22 protein-coding genes and 1 pseudogene are annotated in these 25,049 nt (G+C 73.6%); 13 read left to right on the plus strand and 10 right to left on the minus strand.

All coding sequences use genetic code 11. The features are described from left to right. Window positions 1-33: 33 nt before the first annotated feature. From pgl to tkt, 5 genes are all read right to left on the minus strand, one after another. Window positions 34-807, minus strand: a complete 774-nt coding sequence (pgl, locus tag ACGF0J_RS15095; RefSeq protein ID WP_393145936.1) for a 6-phosphogluconolactonase — start codon at window positions 805-807, stop codon at window positions 34-36. Window positions 808-959: 152 nt separating this feature from the next. Continuing rightward, window positions 960-1,874: a glucose-6-phosphate dehydrogenase assembly protein OpcA gene (locus ACGF0J_RS15100; protein WP_393145938.1), complete on the minus strand. Its 915-nt coding sequence runs from the start codon at window positions 1,872-1,874 to the stop codon at window positions 960-962. After that, complete coding sequence (zwf, locus tag ACGF0J_RS15105) at window positions 1,874-3,505, minus strand: glucose-6-phosphate dehydrogenase (protein ID WP_393145940.1); 1,632 nt, start codon at window positions 3,503-3,505, stop codon at window positions 1,874-1,876. Before zwf ends, ACGF0J_RS15100 begins: the two co-directional genes overlap by 1 nt. Before the next feature lie 85 nt (window positions 3,506-3,590). Continuing rightward, window positions 3,591-4,682 (minus strand): transaldolase, encoded by a 1,092-nt coding sequence (tal, locus tag ACGF0J_RS15110; protein WP_393145942.1) that lies wholly within the window; start codon window positions 4,680-4,682, stop codon window positions 3,591-3,593. A gap of 2 nt (window positions 4,683-4,684) precedes the next feature. Continuing rightward, window positions 4,685-6,715: a transketolase gene (tkt, locus tag ACGF0J_RS15115; RefSeq protein WP_393146599.1), complete on the minus strand. Its 2,031-nt coding sequence runs from the start codon at window positions 6,713-6,715 to the stop codon at window positions 4,685-4,687. A gap of 355 nt (window positions 6,716-7,070) precedes the next feature. Here tkt and ACGF0J_RS15120 point away from each other — a divergent pair, with 355 nt between their 5' ends. Together ACGF0J_RS15120 and ACGF0J_RS15125 are read left to right on the plus strand one after the other, a co-directional pair. Then, window positions 7,071-8,039 carry a heme o synthase gene (locus ACGF0J_RS15120; RefSeq protein WP_393145944.1) on the plus strand — a complete coding sequence of 323 codons (969 nt, stop codon included), beginning with the start codon at window positions 7,071-7,073 and terminating at the stop codon, window positions 8,037-8,039. 65 nt (window positions 8,040-8,104) lie between these two features. Continuing rightward, window positions 8,105-9,268: a PrsW family intramembrane metalloprotease gene (locus ACGF0J_RS15125; protein ID WP_393145946.1), complete on the plus strand. Its 1,164-nt coding sequence runs from the start codon at window positions 8,105-8,107 to the stop codon at window positions 9,266-9,268. Here ACGF0J_RS15125 and ACGF0J_RS15130 read toward each other — a convergent pair. Further along, complete coding sequence (locus ACGF0J_RS15130) at window positions 9,240-9,935, minus strand: vancomycin high temperature exclusion protein (RefSeq protein WP_393145948.1); 696 nt, start codon at window positions 9,933-9,935, stop codon at window positions 9,240-9,242. The genes ACGF0J_RS15125 and ACGF0J_RS15130 overlap by 29 nt on opposite strands. Window positions 9,936-9,996: 61 nt before the next feature. Next, window positions 9,997-10,986 (minus strand): heme A synthase, encoded by a 990-nt coding sequence (locus tag ACGF0J_RS15135; RefSeq protein ID WP_393145950.1) that lies wholly within the window; start codon window positions 10,984-10,986, stop codon window positions 9,997-9,999. 96 nt (window positions 10,987-11,082) lie between these two features. On the opposite strand from ACGF0J_RS15135, the gene ACGF0J_RS15140 reads away from it, so the two are divergent. The 8 genes from ACGF0J_RS15140 to ACGF0J_RS15175 are packed head-to-tail and all read left to right on the plus strand — an operon-like array spanning window position 11,083 to window position 18,595. After that, window positions 11,083-12,231 (plus strand): NAD(P)/FAD-dependent oxidoreductase, encoded by a 1,149-nt coding sequence (locus tag ACGF0J_RS15140; RefSeq protein WP_393145952.1) that lies wholly within the window; start codon window positions 11,083-11,085, stop codon window positions 12,229-12,231. Continuing rightward, window positions 12,228-12,476: a (2Fe-2S)-binding protein gene (locus ACGF0J_RS15145; protein WP_393145954.1), complete on the plus strand. Its 249-nt coding sequence runs from the start codon at window positions 12,228-12,230 to the stop codon at window positions 12,474-12,476. Before ACGF0J_RS15140 ends, ACGF0J_RS15145 begins: the two co-directional genes overlap by 4 nt. After that, the gene (locus tag ACGF0J_RS15150) at window positions 12,473-13,984 is read left to right on the plus strand and encodes an NAD(P)/FAD-dependent oxidoreductase (protein WP_393145957.1); all 1,512 of its coding nucleotides are present in this window, start codon (window positions 12,473-12,475) and stop codon (window positions 13,982-13,984) included. The genes ACGF0J_RS15145 and ACGF0J_RS15150 overlap by 4 nt, the downstream gene beginning before the upstream one ends. Beyond that, window positions 13,981-14,874: a dihydrodipicolinate synthase family protein gene (locus ACGF0J_RS15155; RefSeq protein WP_393145959.1), complete on the plus strand. Its 894-nt coding sequence runs from the start codon at window positions 13,981-13,983 to the stop codon at window positions 14,872-14,874. Before ACGF0J_RS15150 ends, ACGF0J_RS15155 begins: the two co-directional genes overlap by 4 nt. Further along, complete coding sequence (locus ACGF0J_RS15160; RefSeq protein ID WP_393145961.1) at window positions 14,871-15,872, plus strand: proline racemase family protein; 1,002 nt, start codon at window positions 14,871-14,873, stop codon at window positions 15,870-15,872. The genes ACGF0J_RS15155 and ACGF0J_RS15160 overlap by 4 nt, the downstream gene beginning before the upstream one ends. After that, complete coding sequence (locus ACGF0J_RS15165) at window positions 15,869-16,858, plus strand: proline racemase family protein (protein ID WP_393145963.1); 990 nt, start codon at window positions 15,869-15,871, stop codon at window positions 16,856-16,858. The genes ACGF0J_RS15160 and ACGF0J_RS15165 overlap by 4 nt, the downstream gene beginning before the upstream one ends. A 23-nt stretch (window positions 16,859-16,881) precedes the next feature. Beyond that, the gene (locus ACGF0J_RS15170) at window positions 16,882-17,916 is read left to right on the plus strand and encodes an ornithine cyclodeaminase family protein (protein WP_393145965.1); all 1,035 of its coding nucleotides are present in this window, start codon (window positions 16,882-16,884) and stop codon (window positions 17,914-17,916) included. Window positions 17,917-17,920: 4 nt separating this feature from the next. Further along, window positions 17,921-18,595: a GntR family transcriptional regulator gene (locus ACGF0J_RS15175; RefSeq protein ID WP_393145967.1), complete on the plus strand. Its 675-nt coding sequence runs from the start codon at window positions 17,921-17,923 to the stop codon at window positions 18,593-18,595. 45 nt (window positions 18,596-18,640) lie between these two features. On the opposite strand, the gene ACGF0J_RS15180 is transcribed toward ACGF0J_RS15175, so the two are convergent. Continuing rightward, complete coding sequence (locus ACGF0J_RS15180; protein ID WP_393145969.1) at window positions 18,641-19,558, minus strand: DMT family transporter; 918 nt, start codon at window positions 19,556-19,558, stop codon at window positions 18,641-18,643. Window positions 19,559-19,903: 345 nt separating this feature from the next. Between ACGF0J_RS15180 and ACGF0J_RS15185 the strand changes: the two are divergent. Next, a pseudogene (locus tag ACGF0J_RS15185) lies at window positions 19,904-21,089 on the plus strand (MFS transporter). On the opposite strand, the gene ACGF0J_RS15190 reads toward ACGF0J_RS15185, so the two are convergent. Continuing rightward, entirely contained in the window at window positions 21,051-21,767 is a 717-nt protein-coding gene (locus tag ACGF0J_RS15190) for an ABC transporter permease (RefSeq protein ID WP_393146601.1), read from the minus strand. The pseudogene ACGF0J_RS15185 and the gene ACGF0J_RS15190 overlap by 39 nt on opposite strands. A gap of 83 nt (window positions 21,768-21,850) precedes the next feature. Next, a complete protein-coding gene (locus tag ACGF0J_RS15195) occupies window positions 21,851-22,759 on the minus strand; it encodes an ABC transporter ATP-binding protein (RefSeq protein ID WP_393145971.1) in 909 nt (302 codons plus the stop codon). A 181-nt stretch (window positions 22,760-22,940) separates the two neighbouring features. On the opposite strand from ACGF0J_RS15195, the gene ACGF0J_RS15200 reads away from it, so the two are divergent. Further along, a complete protein-coding gene (locus tag ACGF0J_RS15200; protein WP_393145973.1) occupies window positions 22,941-23,717 on the plus strand; it encodes a VOC family protein in 777 nt (258 codons plus the stop codon). A gap of 93 nt (window positions 23,718-23,810) precedes the next feature. Then, complete coding sequence (locus ACGF0J_RS15205) at window positions 23,811-25,049, plus strand: multidrug effflux MFS transporter (protein WP_393145975.1); 1,239 nt, start codon at window positions 23,811-23,813, stop codon at window positions 25,047-25,049.

The following is a 25,049-nucleotide window of genomic DNA, read 5'->3' on the forward strand; positions in this document are numbered from 1 at the left end:
CCCGCCCGCGCGGAAGTGGGGCGGCGGAGGGCGTCAGGGAGAGGCGATGCGGCCGAGACCCGGAGGGATCTTGGCGGCGGCGGTGCGATCCAGGAGGAACAGCGTGCGGGACCGGCCGCGGGCGCCCGCCGCCGGGACCTGCATGGTGCCCGACTCGGACAGCGCCAGCCGCACCGCGCCGGCCTTCTCCGCGCCGGCCGCCACCACCCACACCTCGCGCGAGCTCTGGATCGTTGGCAACGTGAGCGAGATGCGCGTGGGCGGCGGCTTGGGAGCGCCGTGCACGGCCACCGCCGGGCGGGTGTCGTAGAGCGCCGGCATGCCCGGGAACAGCGAGGCCACGTGCGCGTCGGGACCCATGCCGAGCAGGGTCACGTCGAACGACGGCGCCGGACCGTGGTCCTCCGGGCGGGCGGCCTTGCGCAGCTCGGTGGTGTAGGCGTCGGCCGACTCCTCCGCCGTCAGGCCCGAGTCGGGGCCGAGCATGACGTGGACGCGCTCGGGGTCGACGTCGACGTGGTCGAGCAGCGCGCGGCGGGCGCCGGTCTCGTTGCGCTCGGGATCGCCGTCGGGCAGGAACCGCTCGTCACCCCACCAGATGTCGAGCCGCCGCCAGTCGACCGCGTCGCGGGCGGGCGTGTCGGCGATCGCGGCGAGGGTGGCGATGCCGACCGTGCCTCCGGTCAGCACCAGCGACGCCGAGCCCTTGGCGGACTGCGCGTCGACGAGCCGGGTGATGATCCGCGCCGCCACGGCTTTGGCCAGGATGTCGGCGTCGCGGTGCACGACGATGGTGGGAACGCTCACGAGGCCCAGTCTTTCACGGCCGCGAGGGCCCGAGATCCAGGACAGCCCGAAATCCGCGACAGCCCGGAAGTCGCGAAGGCCCGGGACCGCGCCCGGCAACGGGGCCGGGGCGGCCCCGGGACCGGGCACGGCCAGGGGTGCAGGCGCGTGGTTCAGGCGCGGTACGTGCGGGCCACCCGCTTGACGGCCGCCTCGTACGTCTCGTCGGAGTCGAGCCGTCGCAGCTCCTCGGCCAGCAGCTCCGGCGTGTGCCGCCGGGCCAGCGCCACGTTGCGGTCGGGCCGCCCGGGACGGGCCAGCGTGGCGAGCCGGGCGTCGCTCCTGGTGATCGACAGCTCGCCCTCGCTCGTCGCCAGCCGCACCGAGGTCAGGCCGGGCCCGCCGGACGTCCCCACCTTGACCGGGGACCCTAGCTTCTCCGACAGCCACGCCGCCAGCAGCGGCGCGCTCGGGTTGCCGCCCACGGCCTCCACGACGCCCTTGCGGACCTTGCCGACGGGCTGGTCGAACGCCGCCGCGAGCAGGCTGCGCCACGGCGTCAGCCGCGCCCACGCCAGGTCCGTGTCGCCGGGCGCGTAGCCCTTGGCCCGGGTCACCAGCGCCTTGACGGCGTCGTCGCCGGAGGCTCTGGCGTCGGTGATGCGGCGCTGCGCGAGCATCCCGATCGGGTCCTTGGACGGCACCTCGGGGGCGTGGCCCGGCCACCACGCCACCACGGGGGTGTCGGGCAGCAGCAGCGGGCTGACCACCGAGTCGGCGTGCTCGGTCAGCTCGCCGTACAGGCGCAGCACGACCACCTCGCCCGGCGTGGACTCGCCGATGCGCAGCTCGGCGTCGAGCCGGGTGGGCTCGTCGGTCTCCCGGTTGATCACCACGAGGATGCGCGACGGGTGCTCGCGCGCCGCCTCGGTGGCCGCGCGCAGCGAGTCGTACTGGTCACGCTCCTCGCAGACCACCACCAGCGTCAGCACCATGCCGATGGCCGGCGCCCCCATCTGGTGGCGCAGCATCGTCAGCTGGTTGGAGATCTTGCCGGCCGTCGTGTCGCTCAGCATGAAGGTCGTCATCAGAGCCTCCTCCAGACGCGGCCGTCACGCGCCATCATGGCGTCAGCCGACGGCGGCCCCCACGACCCGGCGGGGTAGGGCTCCGGCTGGCCCTGCGTGGCCCAGAACTCCTCGATCGGGTCGAGGATCTTCCACGACAGCTCCACCTCCCGCTGGTGCGGGAACAGCGGCGGATCGCCGATCATCACGTCGAGCAGCAGCCGCTCGTACGCCTCCGGGGACGACTCCATGAACGACTCGCCGTAGGCGAAGTCCATCGAGACGTCGCGCACCTCCATCTGCGTGCCCGGCACCTTGGAGCCGAAGCGCACCGTGATGCCCTCGTCCGGCTGCACCCGGATGACGAGCGCGTTCTGGCCGAGGATCTCGGTGTCGTCCTTGGAGAACGGCAGGTGCGGCGCCCGCTGGAACACCACCGCCACCTCGGTCACCCGCCGGCCGAGCCGCTTGCCGGTGCGCAGGTAGAACGGCACGCCCGCCCAGCGCCGGTTGGCGATCTCCAGCTTGATGGCCGCGTACGTCTCGGTGGTCGAGTCGGCCGAGATGCCGTCCTCCTGCAGGTAGCCGACGACCTTCTCGCCGCCCTGCCAGCCGGCGGCGTACTGGCCGCGCGCGGTGTTGGCGGCGAGGTCGGCCGGCAGCCGCACCGCCTTGAACACCTTCTCCTTCTCGCGCCGCAGCGACTGCGCCTCGAAGGACGTCGGGTCCTCCATGGCGACGAGCGCGAGGAGCTGGAGCAGGTGGTTCTGGATCACGTCACGGGCGGCGCCGATGCCGTCGTAGTAGCCGGCCCGGCCGCCGATGCCGATGTCCTCGGCCATCGTGATCTGTACGTGGTCGACGTAGCCGCGGTTCCAGATCGGCTCGTAGAGGTTGTTGGCGAACCTCAACGCCATGATGTTCTGGACCGTCTCCTTGCCCAGGTAGTGGTCGATCCGGAAGATCGAGCTCTCCGGGAAGGCCGAGGTGGTGATCTCGTTCAGCTCGTGCGCCGACTTCAGGTCGTGCCCGAACGGCTTCTCGATGACCACCCGCCGCCACGAGCCGGGCGGCGCGTCGGCCATCCCGGTCCGCTTGAGCTGCTCCACCACGACGGGAAAGAACTTCGGCGGCACGGACAGGTAGAACGCATAGTTGCCGCCCGTGCCCCGGGTCTCGTCGATCTCCTTCAACGCCATCGCCAGCGCGTCGAACGCCCCGTCGTCGGAGAACTCGCCCGGCACGAAGTGGATGCCCTCGCAGATCTGCCGCCAGACCTCCTCGCGGAACGGCGTCCTCGCGTGCGCCTTGACCGCGTCGTGCGTCAGCTGGGCGAAGTCTTGGTTCTTCCAGTCGCGCCGGGCGAACCCGACCAGGGAGAAGCCGGGCGGCAGCAGCCCCCGGTTGCCGAGGTCGTAGATCGCCGGCAGCAGCTTGCGCTTGGCCAGGTCCCCGGTCACGCCGAACAACACCATCACGCACGGCCCCGCCACCCGCGGCAGCCGCTTGTCGCGCGGATCGCGCAGCGGGTTGGCGGCGGCCGCCTCCAGCGTGGTCGCCGCCTCGGCGGCGGAGGTGGCGACGGCAGAGGAGTCGTGCGAGGCGTCGTGAGCGGGGCCCGCCTCCTTCGCCGGCTCTGCCACGTCTGTCATCTCAAGCCTCCTGTGCGCTGCGGGATGGTGCTCCGCCGGAGGGAGCCGGCGGTGGCCGTCTCCCTCCGGCGGTGGTCCGACTCCATCAGGGGACCAGGTTCTTGGTGACGCTTTCGAGCAGTTCGCCCCAGGACGCCTCGAACTTCTGCACGCCCTCGTCCTCGAGCACCCGCACCACGTCGTCGTAGTCGATGCCGGCCTCCTTGAGCTCGGCCATGGTGTTCCACGCCTGCTCGTAGAAGGGGCGGACGGTGTCGCCCGAGATCTGGCCGTGGTCGGCGACCGCGTCCAGCGTCTTCTCCGGCATCGTGTTGACCGTGCCCGGCGCGACCAGGTCGTCGACGTACATCGTGTCGCGGTACTCGGGGTTCTTCACGCCCGTCGAGGCCCACAGCGGCCGCTGCGGGCGCGCGCCGGCGGCGCGCAGGCGCTGCCAGCGTTCGGAGCTCATGACCTCCTCGAACGCCGCGTACGCCAGGCGCGCGTTGGCGACGCCGGCCTTGCCCTTGAGCTCCGGCCTGCCGACCTGGTCGAGCCGCTTGTCGATCTCGGTGTCGACGCGGCTGACGAAGAACGACGCCACCGACTCGATCGCGGCCAGGTCGAGGCCCTTGGCCTGCGCGGCCTCCAGGCCGGCGAGCCAGGCGTCCATGACGTGGCGGTAGCGCTCCAGCGAGAAGATCAGCGTGACGTTGACGCTGATGCCCTCGCCGATGGCCTGCGTGATCGCCGGCAGACCCTCCAGGGTCGCCGGAATCTTGATCAGCAGGTTGGGCCGGTCGACCGCCCACCACAGCGCGCGCGCCTCGGCGACGGTCTTGTCGGTGTCACGGGCCAGCCGCGGGTCCACCTCCAGCGACACCCGCCCGTCGATGCCGTCGGTGGCGTCGTACACCGGGCGCAGCACGTCGGCCGCCCAGCGGATGTCGTAGGTGGTGATGGCGCGCACGGCCTCGCCCACGTCCACGCCGCGCACGGCGAGGTCGTGCATCTGGGTGTCGTAGGCGTCGCCCTTGCTGAGCGCGCTGGCGAAGATCGTCGGGTTGGAGGTGACCCCGACGACGTTCTTCTCGCGGATCAGCTGCTGCAGGTTGCCGGTGCGCAGCCGCTCGCGGCTGATGTCGTCGAGCCAGATGGAAACGCCCTGGCCGGACAGCTTGTTGAGGATCTCGCTCATCTTCAGTTTCCCGTCGTCTCGCCCTTGTCCTGACCGAGCTTGGCCAGGCTTGCCTTCGCGGCGGCGGCCACCCGCTCGGCCGTCAGGCCGAACTGCTCGTACAACGTCTTGTACGGCGCCGAGGCGCCGAAGTGGTCGAGGCCGACGATCTCGCCCGCCTCGCCGACGAACTCCCGCCAGCCGAGCGGGACGCCCGCCTCGACCGCGACGCGCGCCTTCACGCCCGACGGCAGCACCGTCTGCCTGTACGCGGTGTCCTGCCCGGTGAACCACTCGACACACGGCATCGACACGACGCGCGTCGCGATGCCCTGGCCTTCCAGCAGGTCGCGCGCCCCGACGGCGATCTCCACCTCGCTGCCGGTGGCGATGAGGATCACCTGGGGGACTCCGGACGACGCCTCGCGCAGCACGTAGCCGCCGCGGGCCACGGCCTCGGCGCTGGTGCCCTCGAAGACCGGCAGGTTCTGGCGGGTCAGCGCGAGCGCCGCCGGCCGGTCGATGTGCTCCAGCACCGCCTTCCAGGCGTAGGCGGTCTCGTTGGCGTCGGCGGGGCGCACCACGTCGAGGCCGGGGATCGCGCGCAGCGCCCACAGGTGCTCGATCGGCTGGTGGGTCGGGCCGTCCTCGCCGAGGCCGATCGAGTCGTGCGTCCAGACGTAGGTGACCGGCAGCTTCATCAGCGCGGCCAGGCGCACGGAGGGGCGCATGTAGTCGGAGAACACCAGGAACGTGCCGCCGTAGGGGCGGGTGCCGCCGTGCAGGGCGATGCCGTTGAGTATGGCGCCCATGCCGTGCTCGCGGATGCCGAAGTGCAGGGTGCGGCCGTAGCGGTTACCGGGGAACTCCTTGGTCTGGTATTCCTCCGGGATGAACGACGGCTCGCCCTTCATCGTGGTGTTGTTGGACTCGGCCAGGTCGGCCGAGCCGCCCCACAGCTCGGGCAGGACCGGCGCGAGCGCGCTCAGCACCTCGCCGGACGCCTTGCGGGTGGCCATCGAGGCGCCCGCCTCGAACGACGGCAGCGCCTCGGCCCAGCCGGCGGGCAGTTCGTGGCGGGAGATGCGGTCGAGCTCGGCCGCCCGCTCCGGGTTGGCCTCGCGCCAGGCGGTGTAGGCCCGGTCCCACTCGGCGTGCGCCTCGCGGCCGCGCTGGGCGACCGCGCGGGCGTGCTGCAGCACCTCGGCCGACACGTCGAAGGTCGTGTCGGGGTCCATGCCCATGACCCGCTTGGTGGCCGCGACCTCCTCGGCGCCGAGCGCCGAGCCGTGGATCTTGCCGGTGTTCTGCTTGTTGGGGGCGGGCCAGCCGATGATCGTGCGCAGCCGGATGAACGAGGGCCGGTCGGTCTCGGCGCGGGCCTCCTCCAGGGCCGCGTGCAGGGCCCGGACGTCCTCCACGTAGTCGCCGGTCTCGGTCCAGTCGACGCTGACGGTGTGCCAGCCGTAGGCCTCGTAGCGCCTGACCACGTCCTCGGACTTGGCGATCAGCGTGTCGTCCTCGATGGAGATGTGGTTGTCGTCGTAGATGACGGTGAGGTTGCCGAGCTTCTGGTGGCCGGCGATCGCGCTGACCTCGTGGCTGATGCCCTCCTCGATGTCGCCGTCGCTGACCATGCACCAGATGTGGTGGTCGAACGGCGAGGCGCCGGGGGCGGCGTCGGGGTCGAACAGGCCGCGCTCGCGGCGGGCCGCCATCGCCATGCCGACCGCGTTGCCCAGGCCCTGGCCGAGCGGCCCGGTGGTGGTCTCCACGCCGGCGGTGTGGCCGTGCTCGGGGTGGCCGGGGGTCAGGCTGTCCCACTGCCGCAGCCGCTTGATGTCGTCGAGGGTGAGACCGTAGCCGGACAGGTAGAGCTGGATGTACAGCGTCAGGCTCGAATGACCGCACGAGAGCACGAATCGGTCACGACCGATCCATGTCGGGTCTGTCGGGTCGTGTCGCATCGTACGCTGAAACAGCAGGTATGCGGCGGGGGCCAGGCTCATCGCGGTGCCGGGATGACCCGACCCCGCCTTCTCCACTGCGTCCATCGCCAGGGCTCGCACGACGTCGACGGCCTTGTCGTCGAGGTCGGTCCATTCGAGGGCTGGCACGAGTTCGGTGCTCAAGTGCTCGATCTCCGGAATCTAGTTGTCTGTTGTGGTGCCGGTTGGCATATCCCGCCCACACCGGACCTTAACCGAGTGGAACAGGCCGTGGATTCCCGCTCCTCCCCCCGGGCGCAGGCACATGGTCCTGCACGGCCGCACGGCCCGAGCACCCCATTGGCCGGACCGGGCCACCCTGCGACTACAGTTTGGTTGTTCGCAGGGCAGCCACGGCGCCCACCCACGGATCCGCTCTAATCAGAGGTTACGCGTTGACTCCGCACGTGCTGGAAGCGCCTTGACGGTGCTCACCAACAGGCAGGCGACGACCCCCGCCCCCGCGGCCGAGGTGCCGGGCACCACCGGGCGCCCCACCGGGCGCTCCGTCGGCATGGTCGTCAAGGCCTACATCGCCCTCACCAAGCCGCGGATCATCGAGCTGCTGCTCATCACCACGTTGCCGGTGATGTTCCTGGCGGCCGGCGGCCTGCCGCCGCTGTGGACCTCGATCGCGGTCATGGTGTTCGGCACCCTGTCGGCCGGCAGCGCCAACGCGCTCAACTGCTACGTGGACCGCGACATCGACCAGAAGATGCGCCGCACCCGGCGGCGCCCGCTGGCCCGCCACCAGGTGTCGCCGCGTGGGGCGCTGGTCTTCGGCATCGTGCTGGGCGTCCTGTCCACCGGGGGCCTGTGGCTGACCACCAACTGGCTGGCCGCCGTGCTGTCGACCGGGGCGATCCTGTTCTACGTCCTCGTCTACTCCATGATCCTCAAGCGCCGCACCGCGCAGAACATCGTGTGGGGCGGCATCGCCGGATGCATGCCGGTCCTCATCGGCTGGGCGGGCATCACCGAGCGGCTCGACTGGGCGCCGCTGGTGCTGTTCGGCGTGGTGTTCTTCTGGACTCCGCCGCACACCTGGACCCTGGCCATGCGCTACAAGGAGGACTACGCCGCGGCCAAGGTGCCGATGCTGCCCGTGGTGGCGACCGAGCGGCGGGTCATCCTGGAGTCGATCGCCTACACCTGGGCCACCGTGGCCTGCTCGCTGGCGCTGTGGCCGGTCGCGGGCACGACGCTGTTCTACCCGGTCGTGGCGGCCGTGCTGGGCGCGGTCTGCCTGTGGGAGGTGCACCGCCTGCTGGCCCGGCTCAACGCCGGCAGGACCGGCGTCGACCTGCGGCCCATGCGCTTCTTCCACTGGTCCAACGCCTATCTGGCGCTGCTGTTCCTCGCCGTCGCCATCGACCCGCTGCTGGCCTGAGCGGCCGCGGGGGCGGGCGTTCGCCGCGGCAGGACACCACATCCGTGATCCGTTACAGTCACCGTATGGCGTCCCGGGATCCACGCTGGGTGTTGAAGGACCGCCCGTCGTCCGCGTTGATCATCGGGCTGGTCGTGACCGGCGTGTGCGCGCTCGTGTCGTTCTCCTTCGACGTGCTCAACGGCGCGCCCGTGCAGTTCTTCATCGCGCTCGTGCTCGCCCTGGCGCCCGTGCCGCTGCTGCTGGCGGCCGTGCTGGCGCTCGACCGGATGGAGCCGGAGCCGCGCAGCAACCTCGTCTTCGCCTTCGCCTGGGGCGCCGGCATCGCGGTGCTGGTGGCGGGCGTCGTCAACTCGCTCAACCTGCACTACATCATCGACGCGGGCAACCTCTCCGCGACCAGCGCGCGCAACCTCGCCGCCACCTTCGGCGCGCCCGTGGTCGAGGAGACCATGAAGGGGCTCGTGCTGCTCGGGCTGCTGAGGTTCCGCCGCGCCGAGCTCGACGGGCCGACCGACGGCATCATCTACGCGAGCATGGTCGGCCTCGGCTTCGGGATGAGCGAGAACGTCAGCTACTACATCGCCGCGCTCAACTCCGAGCAGGGCGGGGTGGGGCTGGCGGTCACGGTGGTGCTGCGCGGCGTGCTCTCGCCGCTCGCGCACCCGCTGTTCACCTCGATGATCGGCGTCGCGGTCGCCTACGCCGCCCACCGGCACGGCCCCGAACGCGTCTTCTCGGTCATGGCGGGCTGGGCCGGCGCGATGGTCCTGCACGGTCTGTGGAACGGCCTGGTGTCCTACGGCGGCTTCCCGGGCCTGGTGGTGGCCTACGTGGCGCTGATGGTGGTGCTCGTCGTGCTCATCTGCGTGGTCGTCGCCGACCGGCGGCGCATCGTGGCCCTGCTGCAGCGCTACCTGCCGCCGTACGAGCCGACCAAGCTGGTGGACCAGGCCGACATCCACATGCTGTCGGCGCTGCCCCGGCGCAGGCAGGCCCGGCAGTGGGCCAAGCTGCACGGCGGCAAGCAGGGCCTGCGGGCCATGAGCGACTATCAGCTCGCCGCCACCGAGCTGGGGCTGCTGCACGCGCGGGCCGCCCGCCGGGTGGTGGACGAGCAGGCCTTCCACGAGGAGCAGCGGGCCCTGCTGGAGTGCATGAGCATCGCGCGGGCGCAACTCCCGGCGCCCGCGGGCGGGCCTAGCCGTCCCGCGCCAGGAGCGTCGTGAGCGACGTCTCCGGCGGCCCGGGGAAGACCGGGGCGGTGCGCAGCAGCAGGGAGTCGGCGAACGCCTTGCCGGTGGCCGCCAGCTCCCGCGCGGCGTAGACGTAGGTGGCCGCCGCCCACTGCCGGGTCGAGTCGTCGCCCACGCCGAACGCCTCCAGCCCCGCCGTCCGGCACAGCGTCACCGCCCGGGGCAGGTGGAAGGCCGGCGTCACCACGGTCAGCCGGCGGGCGCCGAACACCTGGCGGGCCCGAACGCAGGAGTCCCAGGTGTCGAAGCCGGCGTAGTCGAGCACCATGACCTCGCCGGGCACGCCCCTGGCCAGCAGGTAGTCGCGCATGGCCGTGGGCTCGTCGTAGTCGCGGCGGCTGTTGTCGCCCGACAGCAGCAGCGCCCTGACCCGGCCCGCCCGGTAGAGCTCGGCGGCGAGGTCGAGCCGGGCGGCCAGCATGGGGGTGGGGTGCCCGCCGGACAAGCCGGCGCCGAGCACCAGCGCCGCCTCGGCGCCGGGCACCCGGGCGGGCCAGCCGTCACCGCCGGCCACCAGCCGGTGTGGCGCGCTGCCGAGCCAGGCCCACGTCATGGGGGCCAGGGCCAGCACGCTGAGGAGCACGAGCGCGTGGTAGCCGCGCCGCAGCGTCTTCCGGGAGGGGCGGACTAATCGCCGCAAAGGGCACCTCTCAGCGGTGGGGGAGTGGCGGACCTTTCACCCAATACCCTGACACGAAGCGTCAGGCTGGGACGGCCGCTTCGGTGGGGGAGGGGCTCACGGCCGGTCCGCCCAGGGGATCGCGGGTGCGCAGCGCGGTGACCGCGCGCAGCGCCCCGATCCAGACCAGCGTCGAGCCGAGCACGTGCAGCCCCACGAGGACGGCCGGGACGCCCAGGAAGTACTGGACGTAGCCGATCACACCCTGTGCCAGCTCGACGCCGAGCAGCGTCAGCGCCGCGCGCCGCGCGTGCCGCGGCGCGTCGGTGACGTGCAGCGCGAACGCCAGTGCCAGCGTCAGCCCGACCACCAGGTAGGCGAGGTCGGCGTGCAGCCGGGCCACGGTCTCGATGTCGAGGTCGAAGCGGGAGGCCAGCTCGTCGCCCGAGTGCGGTCCGGTGCCGGTCACCACGACCCCGGCCACGAGCAGCGCGAAGACCGCGGCGAGCAGGACGTGGCCGAGCCTGCGGATGTCGCGGTGGACCACCCGCCGCACGGGGCCGTCGCCCTCGCCCGCCCGCCGGTAGAGCGCCCAGCACGCGGCGGTCAGCGCGGTCGAGATGAGGAAGTGCATGCCGACGGTGAACGGGTTGAGCATGGTGTTGACCACCACCCCGCCCCACAGGGCCTGGACGAGGATGCCGACCGGCTGCAGCCCGGCCAGCACGAGCAGTGACCGGCGGCGCGGCGCCAGCCGCATCGCGGCCACCACGCAGGCGAACCCCACCGCCAGCACCAGGAACGTCACCAGCCGGTTGCCGAACTCGACCAGCATGTTGGCCATCGCGACGTCGGGGTGCGGCACCGGCACGAAACTGTCGGGCGTGCACCGCGGCCACGTCGGGCAGCCCAGCCCGGAGCCGGTGACCCGGACGGCCGCGCCGGACACCGTGATGCCGGCGTTGACCACCACGGACGCCAGTGCCCAGCCGCGCAACGACCCGGCGGTGGGCGTCCAGAACGACCGCAGGAGTCGGACGAGAGGGTGCTGACGGTCGGTGGGTAGCTTCACGTCATCGATGGTACGGGCCGGGGGTGCCGGTCCGGCCACCGGGAACGCCCTTCTCAAGCCGTACGATATGTGACATATTACTGGCGGGAGGTGGGGATGTCCGACGTCATCGTCATCGGCGCCGGGATCGTCGGCGCCGCGTGCGCCTACTACGCCGCACGCGCCGGCCTCGACGTGACCGTGGTCGACCGCGGCCCCGTCGCGGGCGGCACCACCGGCGCCGGCGAGGGCAACGTGCTGGTCTCCGACAAGGAGCCGGGGCCGGAGCTGGAGCTGGCCGTGCTGTCCAACGGGCTGTGGCGCTCACTGGCCGAGCGCGTGGGCGGATTCGAGCACGAACCCAAGGGCGGCCTCGTCGTCGCCGAGACCCCCGAGGTGCGCGAGCAGCTCGCCGAGCTGGCAGCCAAGCAGGGCGTCGAGCACACCGTCGTCGCCGCCGGCGACCTGCGCGACTACGAGCCGCACCTGGCCGGCGGCCTGGCCGGCGGCGTGCACTACCCGCAGGACGCGCAGGTGCAGCCCATGCTGGCCGCCGCCCGGCTGCTCAGACACGGCGCCGACAGCTACGGCCGGGGCGCGCTCAGCCTGCGCACCGGCGTCACCGTGACCGGCCTCACCCGAGACGGCGACCGGGTCACCGGCGTGCGCACCACCCGGGGCGACATCCTCGGCGGCGCGGTCGTCAACGCGGCCGGCACCTGGGCCGGCGAGGTGGCCGCGCTCGCCGGGCTGCACCTGCCCGTGCTGCCCCGGCGCGGCTTCATCCTCGTCACCGAGCCGCTCGCCCGGCCGCTCATCCGGCACAAGGTCTACACCGCCGCCTACGTCACCAACGTGGCCAGCGACAACGCCGGGCTGGAGACGTCCGCCGTCGTCGAGGGCACCCCTGCGGGCACCGTGCTCATCGGGGCCAGCAGGGAACGCGTCGGCTTCGACCGGACCACGTCGCTGCCCGTGCTGTCCCGGCTCGCCGCCCAGGCCGTCGCCCTCTTCCCGGCACTGCGGGAGGTGCGCGCCATCCGCTCCTACTGCGGGTTCCGGCCGTACTGCCCCGACCACCTGCCGGTGATCGGCGAGGACCCGCGCGCGCCCGGGCTGTGGCACGCCTGCGGACACGAGGGCGCCGGCATCGGCCTCGCCCCCGCCACGGGCCACCTGATCGCCCAGGCGCTCACCGGCGCCCGCACCGACCTCGACCTGCATCCCTTCCGCCCCGACCGGTTCCCGGCCAAGGAGTCAGCGTGACAGACGCCTTCGAGATCACCGTCGACGGCCGGCCGGTGCCCGTGACGGCCGGGCAGACCGTCGGCGCCGCCCTGCACGCCGCCGGCGTCCGCTCCTGGCGCGCCACCCGCTTCGGCGGGCGGCCGCGCGGGCTGTTCTGCGGCATCGGGGTGTGCTTCGACTGCCTCGTCACCGTCAACGGCCGCCCGCCCGAACGCGCCTGCCTCCTGCAGGCCCGCCCCGGAGACGAGGTCACCACGTCATGACCCGCGCCTACGACCTCGCCGTCGTCGGGGGCGGGCCCGCCGGGGTGGCCGGCGCGCTCACGGCGGCCCTGGCCGGGATGAGCGTCGTGCTCGTCGACTCGGGTGCGCGGCTCGGCGGCCAGTACTTCCGCCACCCCGCCGGCGCGCATCCGGGCACGCCGGGGTTCGACCGGTTCCTGCGCCAGGGCCGGGCCCTCGCCGAACGCGCCGACCTCCTCCTCGGCCATCAGGTGTGGGCCGTGGAGAACGAGACCGCCGAGCCCCGGCCCGAAACCGTTCCCGCTGCCGGTTCCCGCGCCGCCGGAGGCGGCGGGTTCACCCTGCGCTGCACCGCACCCGACGGGAGCGCCGTCACCGTGCACGGCCGGCGCCTGCTCCTCGCCACCGGCGCGCACGACAGGCCGCTGCCGTTCCCCGGCTGGGACCTGCCCGGAGTCCTCACGGCGGGCGGCGCGCAGGCGCTGCTCAAGGGCAACGGGGTCGTCGCCGGCCACCGGATCGTCGTGGCCGGCACCGGGCCGTTCCTGCTGCCCGTCGCGACCGGCCTGGCCGGCGCCGGGGCCGACGTCCTCGGCGTGTACGAGGCCGGCAGCGGCCTGGGACTGGCCCGGCACCCGCTGCCGGCCGTCGGCAAGGCGAGGGAGGCCGCCGGCTACGCGGTCGCGCTGGCCAGGCACCGCGTGCCGTACCGGACCCGGCAGGCCGTGGTCGCCGCGCACGGCGAGCGCGAACTGGAGGCCGTCACCGTGGCCCGGCTCGACCGCGACTGGAACGTGCTGTCCACCCGCCGCGTCGCCTGCGACACCCTGGCGACCGGCTACGGGTTCGTGCCGCAGATCGACCTCGGCGTCCAGCTCGGCTGCCGCACGCGCGCCGACCTCGACGGCAGCCCGGTGCTCGACGTGGACGACCGGCAGCGCACCTCCGTGTCCGGCGTGTGGGCGGCAGGCGAACCGGCCGGCGTGGGCGGCAGAGAACTGGCCGAGCTGGAGGGCCGCATCGCCGGCCTGACGATCAGCGCCGCCGACGGCCCCGTCCCCCGCGTGCTCGCCCGGCGCAGGCACCGGCTGCGGGCCTTCGCCCGCGCGCTGCTGCTGGCGTACCCGATCCGGCCCGGCTGGCAGCGGTGGCTGCGGGACGACACGCTCGTCTGCCGGTGCGAGGAGGTGCCGCTCGCCCGCGTCCGCGACGCCCGCGAACTCGGCGCCACCGACGCCCGCGCGGTGAAGCTGCTGTCGCGGGCGGGCATGGGCTGGTGCCAGGGCCGCGTCTGCGGCCACGCCGTCGCCTGCCTCACCGGCGCGCCGGTCACCGAGCCGCGCCGCCCTCTCGCCCAACCGGTCACGCTGGGCGCGCTCGCCGCCCTGACGAGCATCCAGGACCCGACCGGCACCCAGGACCCGACCACCATCCAGGACCCGACCACCATGCAGGACCCGACCGGCACTCACGACCCGGCCGGCACCCAGGACCCGACAAGCACCACAGATGGGAAGGACTCAGCATGATCGAGCGCGTCAAGCCCTGGCAGGGCGTCATGGTGGCCACCACGCTGCCCCTGCACGACGACCTGTCCGTCGACCTCGAAGGCTACGCCGGACACTGCCGCTGGCTGGTCGACAACGGCTGCGACGGCGTGGTGCCCAACGGCTCGCTGGGCGAGTACCAGACCCTCACCGACCACGAGCGGGCCGCCGTGGTCCGCACCGCCGTCGAGACCGTCGGCGGGCGCAACGTGATGGCCGGTGTCGGCGCGTACGGCGCCGCCGAGTCGCGGCTGTGGGCCGAACAGGCCCGCGAGGCCGGCTGCGGCTCGGTGCTGCTGCTGCCGCCCAACGCCTACCGGGCCGACGAGCGGGCCGTCGTCGAGCACTACCGCGAGGTGGCCAAGGCCGGCATCCCGATCGTGGCCTACAACAACCCGTACGACACCAAGGTGGACCTCACACCCGCGCTGCTGGCCCGCCTGTTCGACGAGGGCCTCATCGTGGCCGTGAAGGAGTTCACCGGCGACCCGCGCCGGGCCTACGAGATCGCCGAGCTGGCGCCCCAGCTCGACCTGCTGATCGGCTCCGACGACGTGCTGCTGGAACTGGCCATGGCCGGCGCCGTCGGCTGGATCGCCGGCTACCCCAACGCGCTGCCCGCCTCCAGCGTGGAGCTCTACCGGGCGGCCGTCGCGGGCGACGTCGCCACCGCGCTGCCGCTGTACCGCAAGCTGCACGCGCTGCTGCGCTGGGACTCCAAGACGGAGTTCGTCCAGGCGATCAAGCTGTCCATGGACCTGGCCGGCCGCCGCGGCGGCCCGTGCCGCCCGCCGCGCGGCCCGCTCACCGGCGAGCAGGCCGCCGCGGTGCGCGCCGTGACCGAGAAGGCGCTGGCCGAGGGCCTGCGATGAGGACCAGGCGCGTCTTCCACGCGGTCGACTCGCACACCGAAGGCATGCCCACCCGCGTCATCACCGGCGGCGTCGGCGTGATCCCCGGCGCGAGCATGGCCGAGCGGCGCATCCACTTCCGCGACCACCTCGACCACATCCGCAGACTGCTGATGAACGAGCCGCGCGGGCACGCCGCCATGAGCGGCGCCATCCTGCAGCCGCCCACCCGGCCCGACGCCGACTGGGGCGTGCTGTTCATCGAGGTGTCCGGACTGCTGCCGATGTGCGGCCACGGCACCATCGGCGTGGCGACCGTGCTGGTAGAGACCGGCATGGTCGAGGTCGTCGAGCCCGTCACCACCGTGCGGCTGGAGGTGCCCGCCGGCCTCGTGGTCGTCGACGTGGCCGTCCAGGACGGCATGGCCATGTCGGTCACCCTGCGCAACGTGCCGTCCTACTGCGACCGGCTCGACGCGACCGTGACCGTGCCCGGGTTCGGCGAGATCCGCTACGACCTGGCCTACGGCGGCAACTTCTACGCCATCGTCGGCCTCGACGCCTACGGGCTGCCGTTCGACCGCAAGGCCAAGAACGAGATCCTCGCCGCCGGCCTGGCCACCATGGAGGCGATCAACGCCGCGGCCGAGCCCGTGCACCGCGAGGACGACCGCATCCGCGGCTGCCACCACGTCTACTTCGCGGCGCCCGGCTCCGACGGCCGGCACTCACGCCACGCGATGGCCATCCACCCCGGCTGGTTCGACCGTTCGCCGTGCGGCACCGGGACCAGCGCCCGGATGGCCCAGCTGCACACGCGGGGCGAGCTGCCGCTCGGCCGCGACTTCGTCAACGAGTCGTTCATCGGCACCCGCTTCGTCGGCAGGCTGCTGGAGGACGCCACCGTCGGCGGCCGGCCCGCCGTGGTGCCCTCGATCACCGGCCGGGCCTGGGTGACCGGCACCGCCCAGTACTTCCTCGACCCGCGCGACCCCTTCCCCGAAGGGTTCGAGCTGTGACGGGCGGACCGGCGATCACCACGGTCGACTACCACACGGGCGGCGAGCCGTTCAGGATCGTCACCGGCGGGACTCCCGGCCTGCCCGGGAACGGCGTGCTCGACCGGCGCGCCCGGGCGAGCACGCCGGAAAGCCCCGCCGACAAGGTGCGCCGGCTGCTCTGCCACGAGCCGCGCGGCCACGCCGACATGTACGGCTGCTTCCTCGTCCCGCCCGACGACCCCGGCGCCCACCTCGGCGCGCTGTTCTGGCACAAGGACGGCTTCTCCACCGCCTGCGGCCACGGCACGATCGCGCTCGGCGTGCACGCCGTACGCGAGGGCCTGGTCGAGGCCCGGCCCGACGGCGACACCGACGTCCGCATCGACGTGCCGTCCGGCCGGGTCACCGCCCGGGTCCGCACGGAGGGCGGCCGCATCAGGTCGGTCACCTTCGTCAGCGTCCCGTCGTTCGTCCTCGCCCGCTCCGTCGACGCGGCGGGGCTGCGGGTCGACCTCGCCTACGGCGGGGCCGTCTACGCCTGCCTGCCCGCCCGCGCGGCCGGCCTGGCCGTGCGCCCCGAGGACCTGACCGGCCTCGTCGCCGCCGCCCGCCGGGTCAAGGCGGCGCTGGCCGGGCATCCCGCCACCCGGCATCCCGGCGACGACCGGCTGTCCGGCGTGTACGGGGTGATCTTCTACGACGAGCTGCCCGGCGGCGACGGCCACGTCCGCCAGCGCAACGTCACCGTGTTCGCCGACGGCGAGGTCGATCGTTCCCCGTGCGGCTCCGGCACGGCCGCACGGCTCGCCCTGCTGCACGACAAGGGCGTCCGCGACCCGCTCGTGCACGAGAGCGTCGTCGGCAGCGTCTTCCGCGCCCGGGTGGTCGCCGAGACCCCGCAGGGTGTCGTCCCCGAGATCGAGGGCATGGCCTACCGCACCGGCAGGCACGTCTTCGAGCTGGACCCGGACGACCCCCTCGGCACCGGGTTCACCCTGAGATGACCTCGCACGGAGATGATCCAGCCATGACCGATCTGCCCTACCTTGACGCCGCCACGCTGCGGCGACTGGTGCCCGTGGAGCGCGCCGTGGACCTCCTGGAGGACGCCCTGCGAGGCGGGCTCGACCCCGAGGACACGCCGCGGCGTCCGATCGTCGAGCTGCCCGCCGGGCAGCTCCTGCTCATGCCGGCCGCCGCCGGCCGGTACGCCGGGCTGAAGGCCGTCTCCGTGACCCCCGGCAACCCCGCCCGCGGCCTGCCCCGCATCCAGGGGACGTACCTGCTGCTCGACGGCGACACGCTCGCCCCGCTGGCCGCCCTCGACGGCGTCGCGCTCACCGACGTGCGCACCCCGGCCGTCTCCGCGCTCGCCGTCCGCCACCTGGCCGCGCCGGACGCCCGCGACCTCGTGGTGTTCGGCTCGGGACCGCAGGCGTGGGGGCACGTCGAGGCCCTGCGCCAGGTACGCCCGATCGAGCGGGTCACGGTCGTCGGCCGCGACCTCGCACGCGCCGAGGCCCTCGCCGCCCACTGCCGCGCCGGCGGCCTGAAGGCCGAGGCCGCCACCGTCGGCCCGGCCACCGTCGGCCCGGCTCCCGCCGGGACCGGTGTCGGGACCGGTGTCGGCGCCGTGGGCGGCGACACCGGATCCGCGGCGGACGCCGTCCTGGCCGCGGTGGCGCGGGCCGACCTCGTCGTCTGCTGCACCACCGCCAGGGATCCGCTCTTCCCCGGCCACCTGCCGCGCGACGGCGCCACCGTCGTCGCCGTCGGCTCCCACGAGCCGGACGCCCGCGAGCTCGACGGCACCCTGATCGCCCGCGCCACCGTGGTCGTGGAGGCCCGGTCGGCGGCGCTGGCCGAAGCGGGCGATGTCCTCGTCCCGATCAGCCACGGTACGATCCCCACTGGTCATCTCGCCGGAAACCTCGCCGAGCTGATCGCCGGCCGCCTGGTGCCGGGGCCCGGCCCACGCGTCTTCAAGAGCACGGGGATGGCGTGGGAGGACCTGGTGGTGGCGGCCACGGCCTACGAGGCGTGGCAAGCAGCGAAGGGATGAGCGGATGACCATCGAGCGCGGGCTCGACCTGCCGGCCGTGGGAGAGCGGCAGAGCCTGCGCGAGCAGGTGGCGCAGGCGTTGCGCGCCGCGCTGATCACGGGCGAGATGCGGCCCGGCGTCGTCTACTCGGCGCCGGTGCTGGCCCAGCAGTTCGGGGTCTCGGCCACGCCGGTGCGCGAGGCCATGCTCGACCTGGCCAAGGAGGGTCTCGTCGAGGCGGTGCGCAACAAGGGTTTCCGCGTCACCGAGCTGTCCGACCGTGACCTCGACGAGCTGACCGAGATCAGGCGGCTGATCGAGGTGCCCACCGTCAGCCGGCTGGCCGACGCCGGGCGCGCCGCCGACTTCCAGCGGCTGCGGCCCGTCGCCGAGGAGATCGTCTCCGCCGCCGAACGCGCCGACCTGCTCGCCTACGTCGATGCCGACCTGCGCTTCCACCTGGAACTGCTGGCCCTGGCCGGCAACGCCCACCTGGTCTCCGTCGTCAAGGACCTGCGCACCAGGGCCCGCCTGTACGGCCTGGCGCGGCTGCCGGGCCGCACCCTGACCGACTCGGCCCGTGAGCACCTGGACCTGCTGGAGGCGCTCGAACGCGGCGACGCCGAGGCCGTTGGCCACATCATGGGGCAGCACATCCAGCACGTCCGCGGCATCTGGGCCCACCCGGCCTCTCCCTGACCGCGCCGTGGCCGGGGCCTGACCGCCCCCGCCGTGACCGGCCGGTCAGCCGGAGCGGGCCGTGCGGGTGGCGCCGAGGCTGGCGGCGACGATGCACAGGATGGCGGCCCACTGCTGCAGGTGCAGGAGCTCGCCCAGCAGCAGCACCCCGATCAGCGCCGCCACCGCGGGTTCCAGGCTCATGAGGATGCCGAACACCCGTTTGGGCATCCGCCGCAGCGCGTGCAGCTCCAGCGAGTAGGGGATCACCGACGACAGCAGCCCCACCCCGAGGCCGATCAGCAGCAGTTCCGGCTGCAGCAGGTCGGCGCCGCCCGTGGTGATGCCCACCGGCGCGATGAACACCGCCGACACGATCATCGCGATCGACAGCCCGGACGCGCCGGGGAACCGCTGGCCGGCGGCGGCCGACAGCAGGATGTAGGCGGCCCAGCAGGCGCCCGCCACCAAGGCGAACCCGATGCCCGCCCAGCTGACCGTCTCGGCCTCGCCCCACGGCGCGAGCAGCGCGATGCCGAGCCCCGCCAGCGTGACCCACAGCAGGTCGAGCCGGCGCCGGGAGGCCGCCACCGCCACGCCCAGCGGCCCGAGGAACTCGATCGCCACCGCGATCCCCATCGGCAGCCGGGCCAGCGCCTCGTAGAAGGTCAGATTCATCAGCGCCAGGGTCGCGCCGAAGCCCAGCCCCACCGCCCAGTCGCGCCAGGACATGCCCTTCAGCCGGGGCCGGGCCACCGCCCCCATGATCAGCGCGCCGGAGGCGATCCGCAGGAACACCACCGCGCTCGGCGGCAGCGCCGAGAACAACTCCTTGGCGAACCCCGCCCCGAGCTGCACCGAGACGATCGCCAGCAGCACCAGGCCGGACGGCGGGATCGAGTCGGCCGCCGTCCGCAGCAGGCCGCCCGGTCGCGGCAGGCCGGACCTGCGGTCGAACGGGTCGTCGAGGGCGAAGGCGGTCACGGCACTCCTCGTGCGAGGTCAGCGATATCGAGGTCAGCGATATCGAGGTCAGGATGTTGAGGTGCGGGATGTCGAGGTCAGGAGGTCGAGGTGCGGGATGTCGAGGTGCTGGATGTCCAGGTCAGGGTGTCGGCTCGACGTCGTCGGGGCGACCGTCCGAGGATAGTCAACGGGCCCGACATTTCCCCACGGCGGGGGCCATCCAGGGGGGCTGGTGTGCGTACGAACCGGCCCGCACGGACGATGGAGTGCATGACCGCCCCCGCCGTCACCCTCTCCCGGCCCCCGCTCGCTCTGTCCGTCGCCTCGTTCGTCTCCAGCTTCGACCGCTTCGCCGTCGGCCCCATGCTCGTGCTGATCGCGCTGGACCTGCGGGTGCCGCTGGCCGCGGCGGTGGCGGCCGCCAGCGGCTACTACCTCGCCTACGGGCTGACCCAGCCGCTGTGGGGCGTGCTGTCCGACCGGTTCGGCCGGCTGCCGGTGATGCGCGGCGCCCTGCTCGGCGCCGCGGTGGCGGGTGTGGTCTCGGCGCTCATGCCGGCGCTCGGCTCGCTGGTGGCCGCGCGCGTCGTGGCGGGTGCCTGCTTCGGCGCGGTGATCCCCACCTCGCTCACCTACGTCGGCGACACGGTCGCCCCGTCGATCCGGCAGCGCGTCCTGTCGGACCTCATGGGCGCGACCGCGCTCGGCACCGCCGTCGCCACCGGCCTCGGCGGGGTGCTGGCCGACCTGGTCGACTGGCGCGCGGTCTTCGCGGTCTCCGCCGCGGCCGCCCTGGCCTGCGCGGTGGGGCTGCGTACGGTGCCCGAGCCGCCCCGGGGCGCCATGGGGCGGCCTGGGCACGCACCTCGGCGCGGTGCTGACGAACCGCTGGGCGCTGCTGGTGTTCGCCCTGGCCTTCGTCGAGGGCGCGGTCCTGCTCGGGGTCATGCCGTTCCTGGCGCCCGCGCTCCAGCACGGCGGCGCCGGCGCCGCCGTGGCCGGGCTCGCCGCCGCCGTCTACGGGATCGGCCTGTGGCTGCTCACCCGCCTGGTCAAGCGGCTGGCCAACCGGTGGCCGGCGCCCGTCCTCATCGCGGTCGGCGGCGCCCAGATGTGCGCGGGGTACGCCGTCGTCGCCGTGCACGTGAGCCTGCCCACCGTCATGGCGGCCGCGCTGCTGTTCGGCGGCGGCTGGTCGTTCATGCACTCCTCGCTGGAGACCTGGGCCACCTCCGTCGCCCCGCGGGCACGCGGCACGGCCGTGGCCTTCTTCGCCGCGGCCCTGTTCGTCGGCAGCGCGGTGTCGTCCTGGGCAGCGGGTCCGGCCGCCGAGGGCGGCGCGTACGGGCTGCTGTTCGGTGTGGCGGCGGCCGCCGCGCTGCCGCTCACGGCGGTCGCCGTCGCCGGACGGCACCGCTACGCGGCCACGACCGCGGCCACGACCGCGGCCACGACCGCGACCACGACGGCGGTCAGGACGGCGGGGACGGCTGCGGGGACGGCGGGCGGTTCACTCCCAGCGGAAGGTGCGCGAGGCCAGGCCGAGTGAGACGACCGCCCACGCGGCCAGCAGGGCCAGCGCGCCCAGCGGCAACGCCGCGCCGCCGGTCAGCACCGCGCGCAGCCCGCCGGTGAGCGCTGAGATGGGCAGCAGCTCCAGCACCGGCCGCACCGAATCGGGGAACTTCGACAGCGGGAACATCACCCCGCCCGCCCCCAGCAGCACCAGGTAGACGAGGTTGGCCGCCGCCAGCGTCGCCTCGGCCCGCAGGGTGCCCGCCATGAGCAGCCCCAGCCCGCTGAAGGCCGCCGTGCCGAGCAGGAGCAGCAGGACCGCCGTCGCGAACGACCCCTGCGGCCGCCAGCCGAGCGCCAGTGCCACCGCCACGATGACCACGACCTGGAGCAGCTCGACCGCCAGGACCGCGAGTGTCTTGCCCAGGAGCAGGCCCGCCCGGGACAGCGGCGTCGCGCCGAGTCGCTTCAGCACGCCGTAGCGGCGTTCGAACCCGGTCGCGATGGCCTGGCCGGTGAACGCCGTGGACATGACCGCCAGCGCCAGCACACCCGGGGTCAGGAACTCCACCCGGCTGCCCCCGCCCACGTCGATCAGCGGCGCCACGGAGAACCCGACCAGCAGCAGCACCGGGATGACGAGCGTGAGCAGGAGCTGCTCCCCGTTGCGCAGCGTCGCGCGCACCTCCGCGCCGGCCTGGGCGAGCACCATCCGGCCGAACGGCGCGGCCCCCGGCGCGGGCGTGAAGTCGAGCGCCGGCGGGACGGCCGGGGCGGCGGGGTCGGTGGGCGTGGTCAACGCAGCTCCCTACCGGTCAGCTCCAGAAAGACGTCCTCCAGGGTGCGCCGCTCGATGCGCAGGTCGTCGGCCGTGACGCCCTCGGCGGCGCACCACGCCGTCACGGTGGCGAGCAGCTCCGGCCCGACCAGGCCCTCGATGATGTAGTGGCCGGCGGGCGACTCCTTGGCCGCGCTGCCGGTGGGCAGCGCGTTGAGCAGCTCCTCCAGCGCCAGGCCGGGCCGGGCGCGGAAGCGCAGCTGCCGCTCGGCCCCGGTCAGCGAGGCAGGGCTGCCCTGCGCGACCACCTTGCCCCGGTCGATGATCACCACCTGGTCGGCCAGCCGCTCGGCCTCGTCCATGTGGTGCGTGGTCAGCACCACCGACACGCCCGCGCCGCGCAGCTCGGCCACCAGGTCCCAGCAGGCGTGCCTGGCCTGCGGGTCGAGCCCCGCGGTCGGCTCGTCGAGGAAGACCAGCTCCGGCCGGCCGACGACGGCGGCGGCCAGCGACAGCCGCTGCTGCTGGCCCCCCGACAGGCGCCGGTAGGGCGTGCGGCCGTGTTCGGCCAGGCCCAGCCGGACGAGCAGCGCCGTGGAGTCGAGCGGGCGGGCGTGGAATCGGGAGACCAGGCGCAGCCACTCGGCGCAGCGCGTCGCCGGCGGCACGCCGCCCGACTGCAGCATCACGCCGACCCGTGGCCGCAGCGCCGGGTCGTCGGGCGCCTCGCCCAGCACGCGGACCGTGCCGCCGTCGGCCTTGCGGAACCCCTCGCAGATCTCGACCGTGGAGGTCTTGCCCGCGCCGTTGGGGCCGAGCACCGCGGTCACGGCACCCCGCTCGGCGCGCAGGGACAGGCCGTCGACGGCTGTCGTGCCGCCGTAGCGTTTGACCAGGCCGATGATCTCGACGGCTGGGGAGTCCATGGCCACGAGTCTAGGGACTGCTCCGGGTGGCCCGGATGCCAGCCCGGCCCGCCCGATGCCGTGCCCGATGCCGTGCCCGATGCCGTGCCGGATATGGACACCTGTTTGCCCCGGCATTTCCCGCGGGCCGCCGTGCCTGGGCACAGTCTGATGACGGAGGTTCACGCGCCAGGAGGTCGCCATGTCACAGCGGAGCGGGTACGAGCCGGGCGTTCCGTGCTGGGTGGATCTGTCGAGCACCGACGTCGACGCGTCCGCCCGCTTCTACGGTGAGGTCTTCGGCTGGACGGCCGAGATGGTCGACGACCCCGAGGCAGGGGGGTACGGGCAGTTCTTCCACGAGGGGCGCAACGTGGCGGGGGTCGGGCCCGTCTTCGCCGAGGGCCTGCCCTCGGTCTGGAACACCTACGTCGCGACCGAGGACGCCGCGGCCACGGCCGAGCGGGTCGAGGACGCCGGCGGCACCGTCGTCATGCCGCCCACGCAGGTCTTCGAGGAGGGCGCGATGGCCGTCTTCCGGGGGCCGGACGGCGCCCACGTCTGCGTCTGGGAGGCCGGCCGGCACAGGGGCGCCGAGCTGGTCAACGAGCCGGTCTCGTTCTGCTGGAACGAGCTGGTCACCCGTGACGTGGCCGCCGCCGAGCGGTTCTACCCGGCCGTCTTCGGCTGGACCCCGCGCGCCCAGGAGATGGACGGCGTCACCTACACCGAGTGGGTGTCGGGCGGCGCGAGCGTCGCGGGGATGATGGAGATGTCCCCGAACTACCCGCCCGAGACGCCGTCCCACTGGATGGTCTACTTCGCCGTCGCCGGGCTCGACGACACCATGGCCGCGGCCCGCCGCCTCGGCGCGAGCGTGCTCGTCGACGCGATGGAGTCCCCTCCGGGCACGTTCGGGATGTTCGTGGACCCGCAGGGAGCGGCCGTGTCCGTCATCCAGCTCACAGAAAACCAGTAAAAACCCGGTAATGGGGAATGGGGATGACTTTAGGCGGGTTTGATTCCTCGGCCCTCGTGGGGCCGCACGCCTGCGAGGGAGAGGAACCACGCCATGCCGGTGGCCCAGGCCGCACCGTCATCCGTCGGACAGGAGAGCCGGCCCGGCCGCCGCCGGGTGCTGCTGCTGTTCATCCTGGGGGCGCTGTCGGCCATCGGCCCGCTCGCGATCGACATGTACCTGCCGGCCCTGCCAGCCATCACCGGCGAGCTGCTCAGCACCCCGGCCCAGGTCCAGCTCACGCTGACCGCCTGCCTCATCGGCGTCTCCGCCGGCCAGGTCGTCGCCGGGCCGCTCAGCGACGTGCGCGGGCGCCGGGTGCCGCTGCTCGTCGGCGTGGCGGGGTTCGCGCTGGCGTCCCTGCTGTGCGCGTTCGCGCCCTCGGTGCCGGTGCTCGTCGCGCTGCGGCTGACCCAGGGCCTGTTCGGCGGCGCGGCGCTGGTGATCGTCCGCGCCGTGGTGCGCGACCTGTACGACGGCGCCGCCATCGCCCGCATCTTCGCCACGCTCATGCTGGTCAGCGGCCTCGCGCCGATCCTCGCCCCGATCGCCGGGGCCCAGCTCCTCGCCGTCACCTCCTGGCGAGGGGTCTTCGTCGCGCTGAGCCTGGCCGGGCTCGTCCTCATGCTGGCCGTGCTCGGCGGCGTCCGCGAGACGCTGCCCGTCGGCGAGCGGCAGGGCGGCGGGCTGCGGCACACCACCCGCACGTTCGGCCGGCTGCTGCGCGACCGCCCGTTCATGGGCTGCGCCCTCACCGCGGGGTTGTCGTTCGCTGCGGTGTTCGCCTACGTCTCCGGCTCGCCGTTCGTCGTTCAGGAGGTGTACGACGCCTCGCCGCAGCAGTTCTCCCTCGTCTTCGGGCTCAACGCCCTCGGCCTGACCGTCATGGCGCAGATCGGCGGGCGCCTGTCGGGCAGGGTGCCGCCCGTCCGCCTCATCCGCACCGGCCTGGCGCTCGCCCTCCTCGGCGGAGCGATGCTGCTGGCCGCCGCGGTCGCCGGGCTCGGCCTGGCGGGCGTCGTCGCCGGGCTGTTCGTCATGATGTGCGGCCAGGGGCTGGTGCTGCCGGGCACCGGCGCGCTCGCCCTGGCCGGGCAGCCCTCCCAGGTGGCGGGCAGCGCCTCGGCGTTGCTCGGCGTGCTGCAGTTCGCCCTCGGCGCGTGCTCGGCGCCGCTCGTCGGCCTGGTGGGCTCCGGGACGGCCACGCCCATGGCCGCCGTCATCCTGGGCCTCGTCGTCGCGGCCGCCGCGGCCTTCCTGATTCTCGGCCGGACCCGCTCCACCGCAGGTTAG

Source organism: Nonomuraea sp. NPDC047897, assembly GCF_043204415.1.
Taxonomy (GTDB): Bacteria; Actinomycetota; Actinomycetes; order Streptosporangiales; family Streptosporangiaceae; genus Nonomuraea.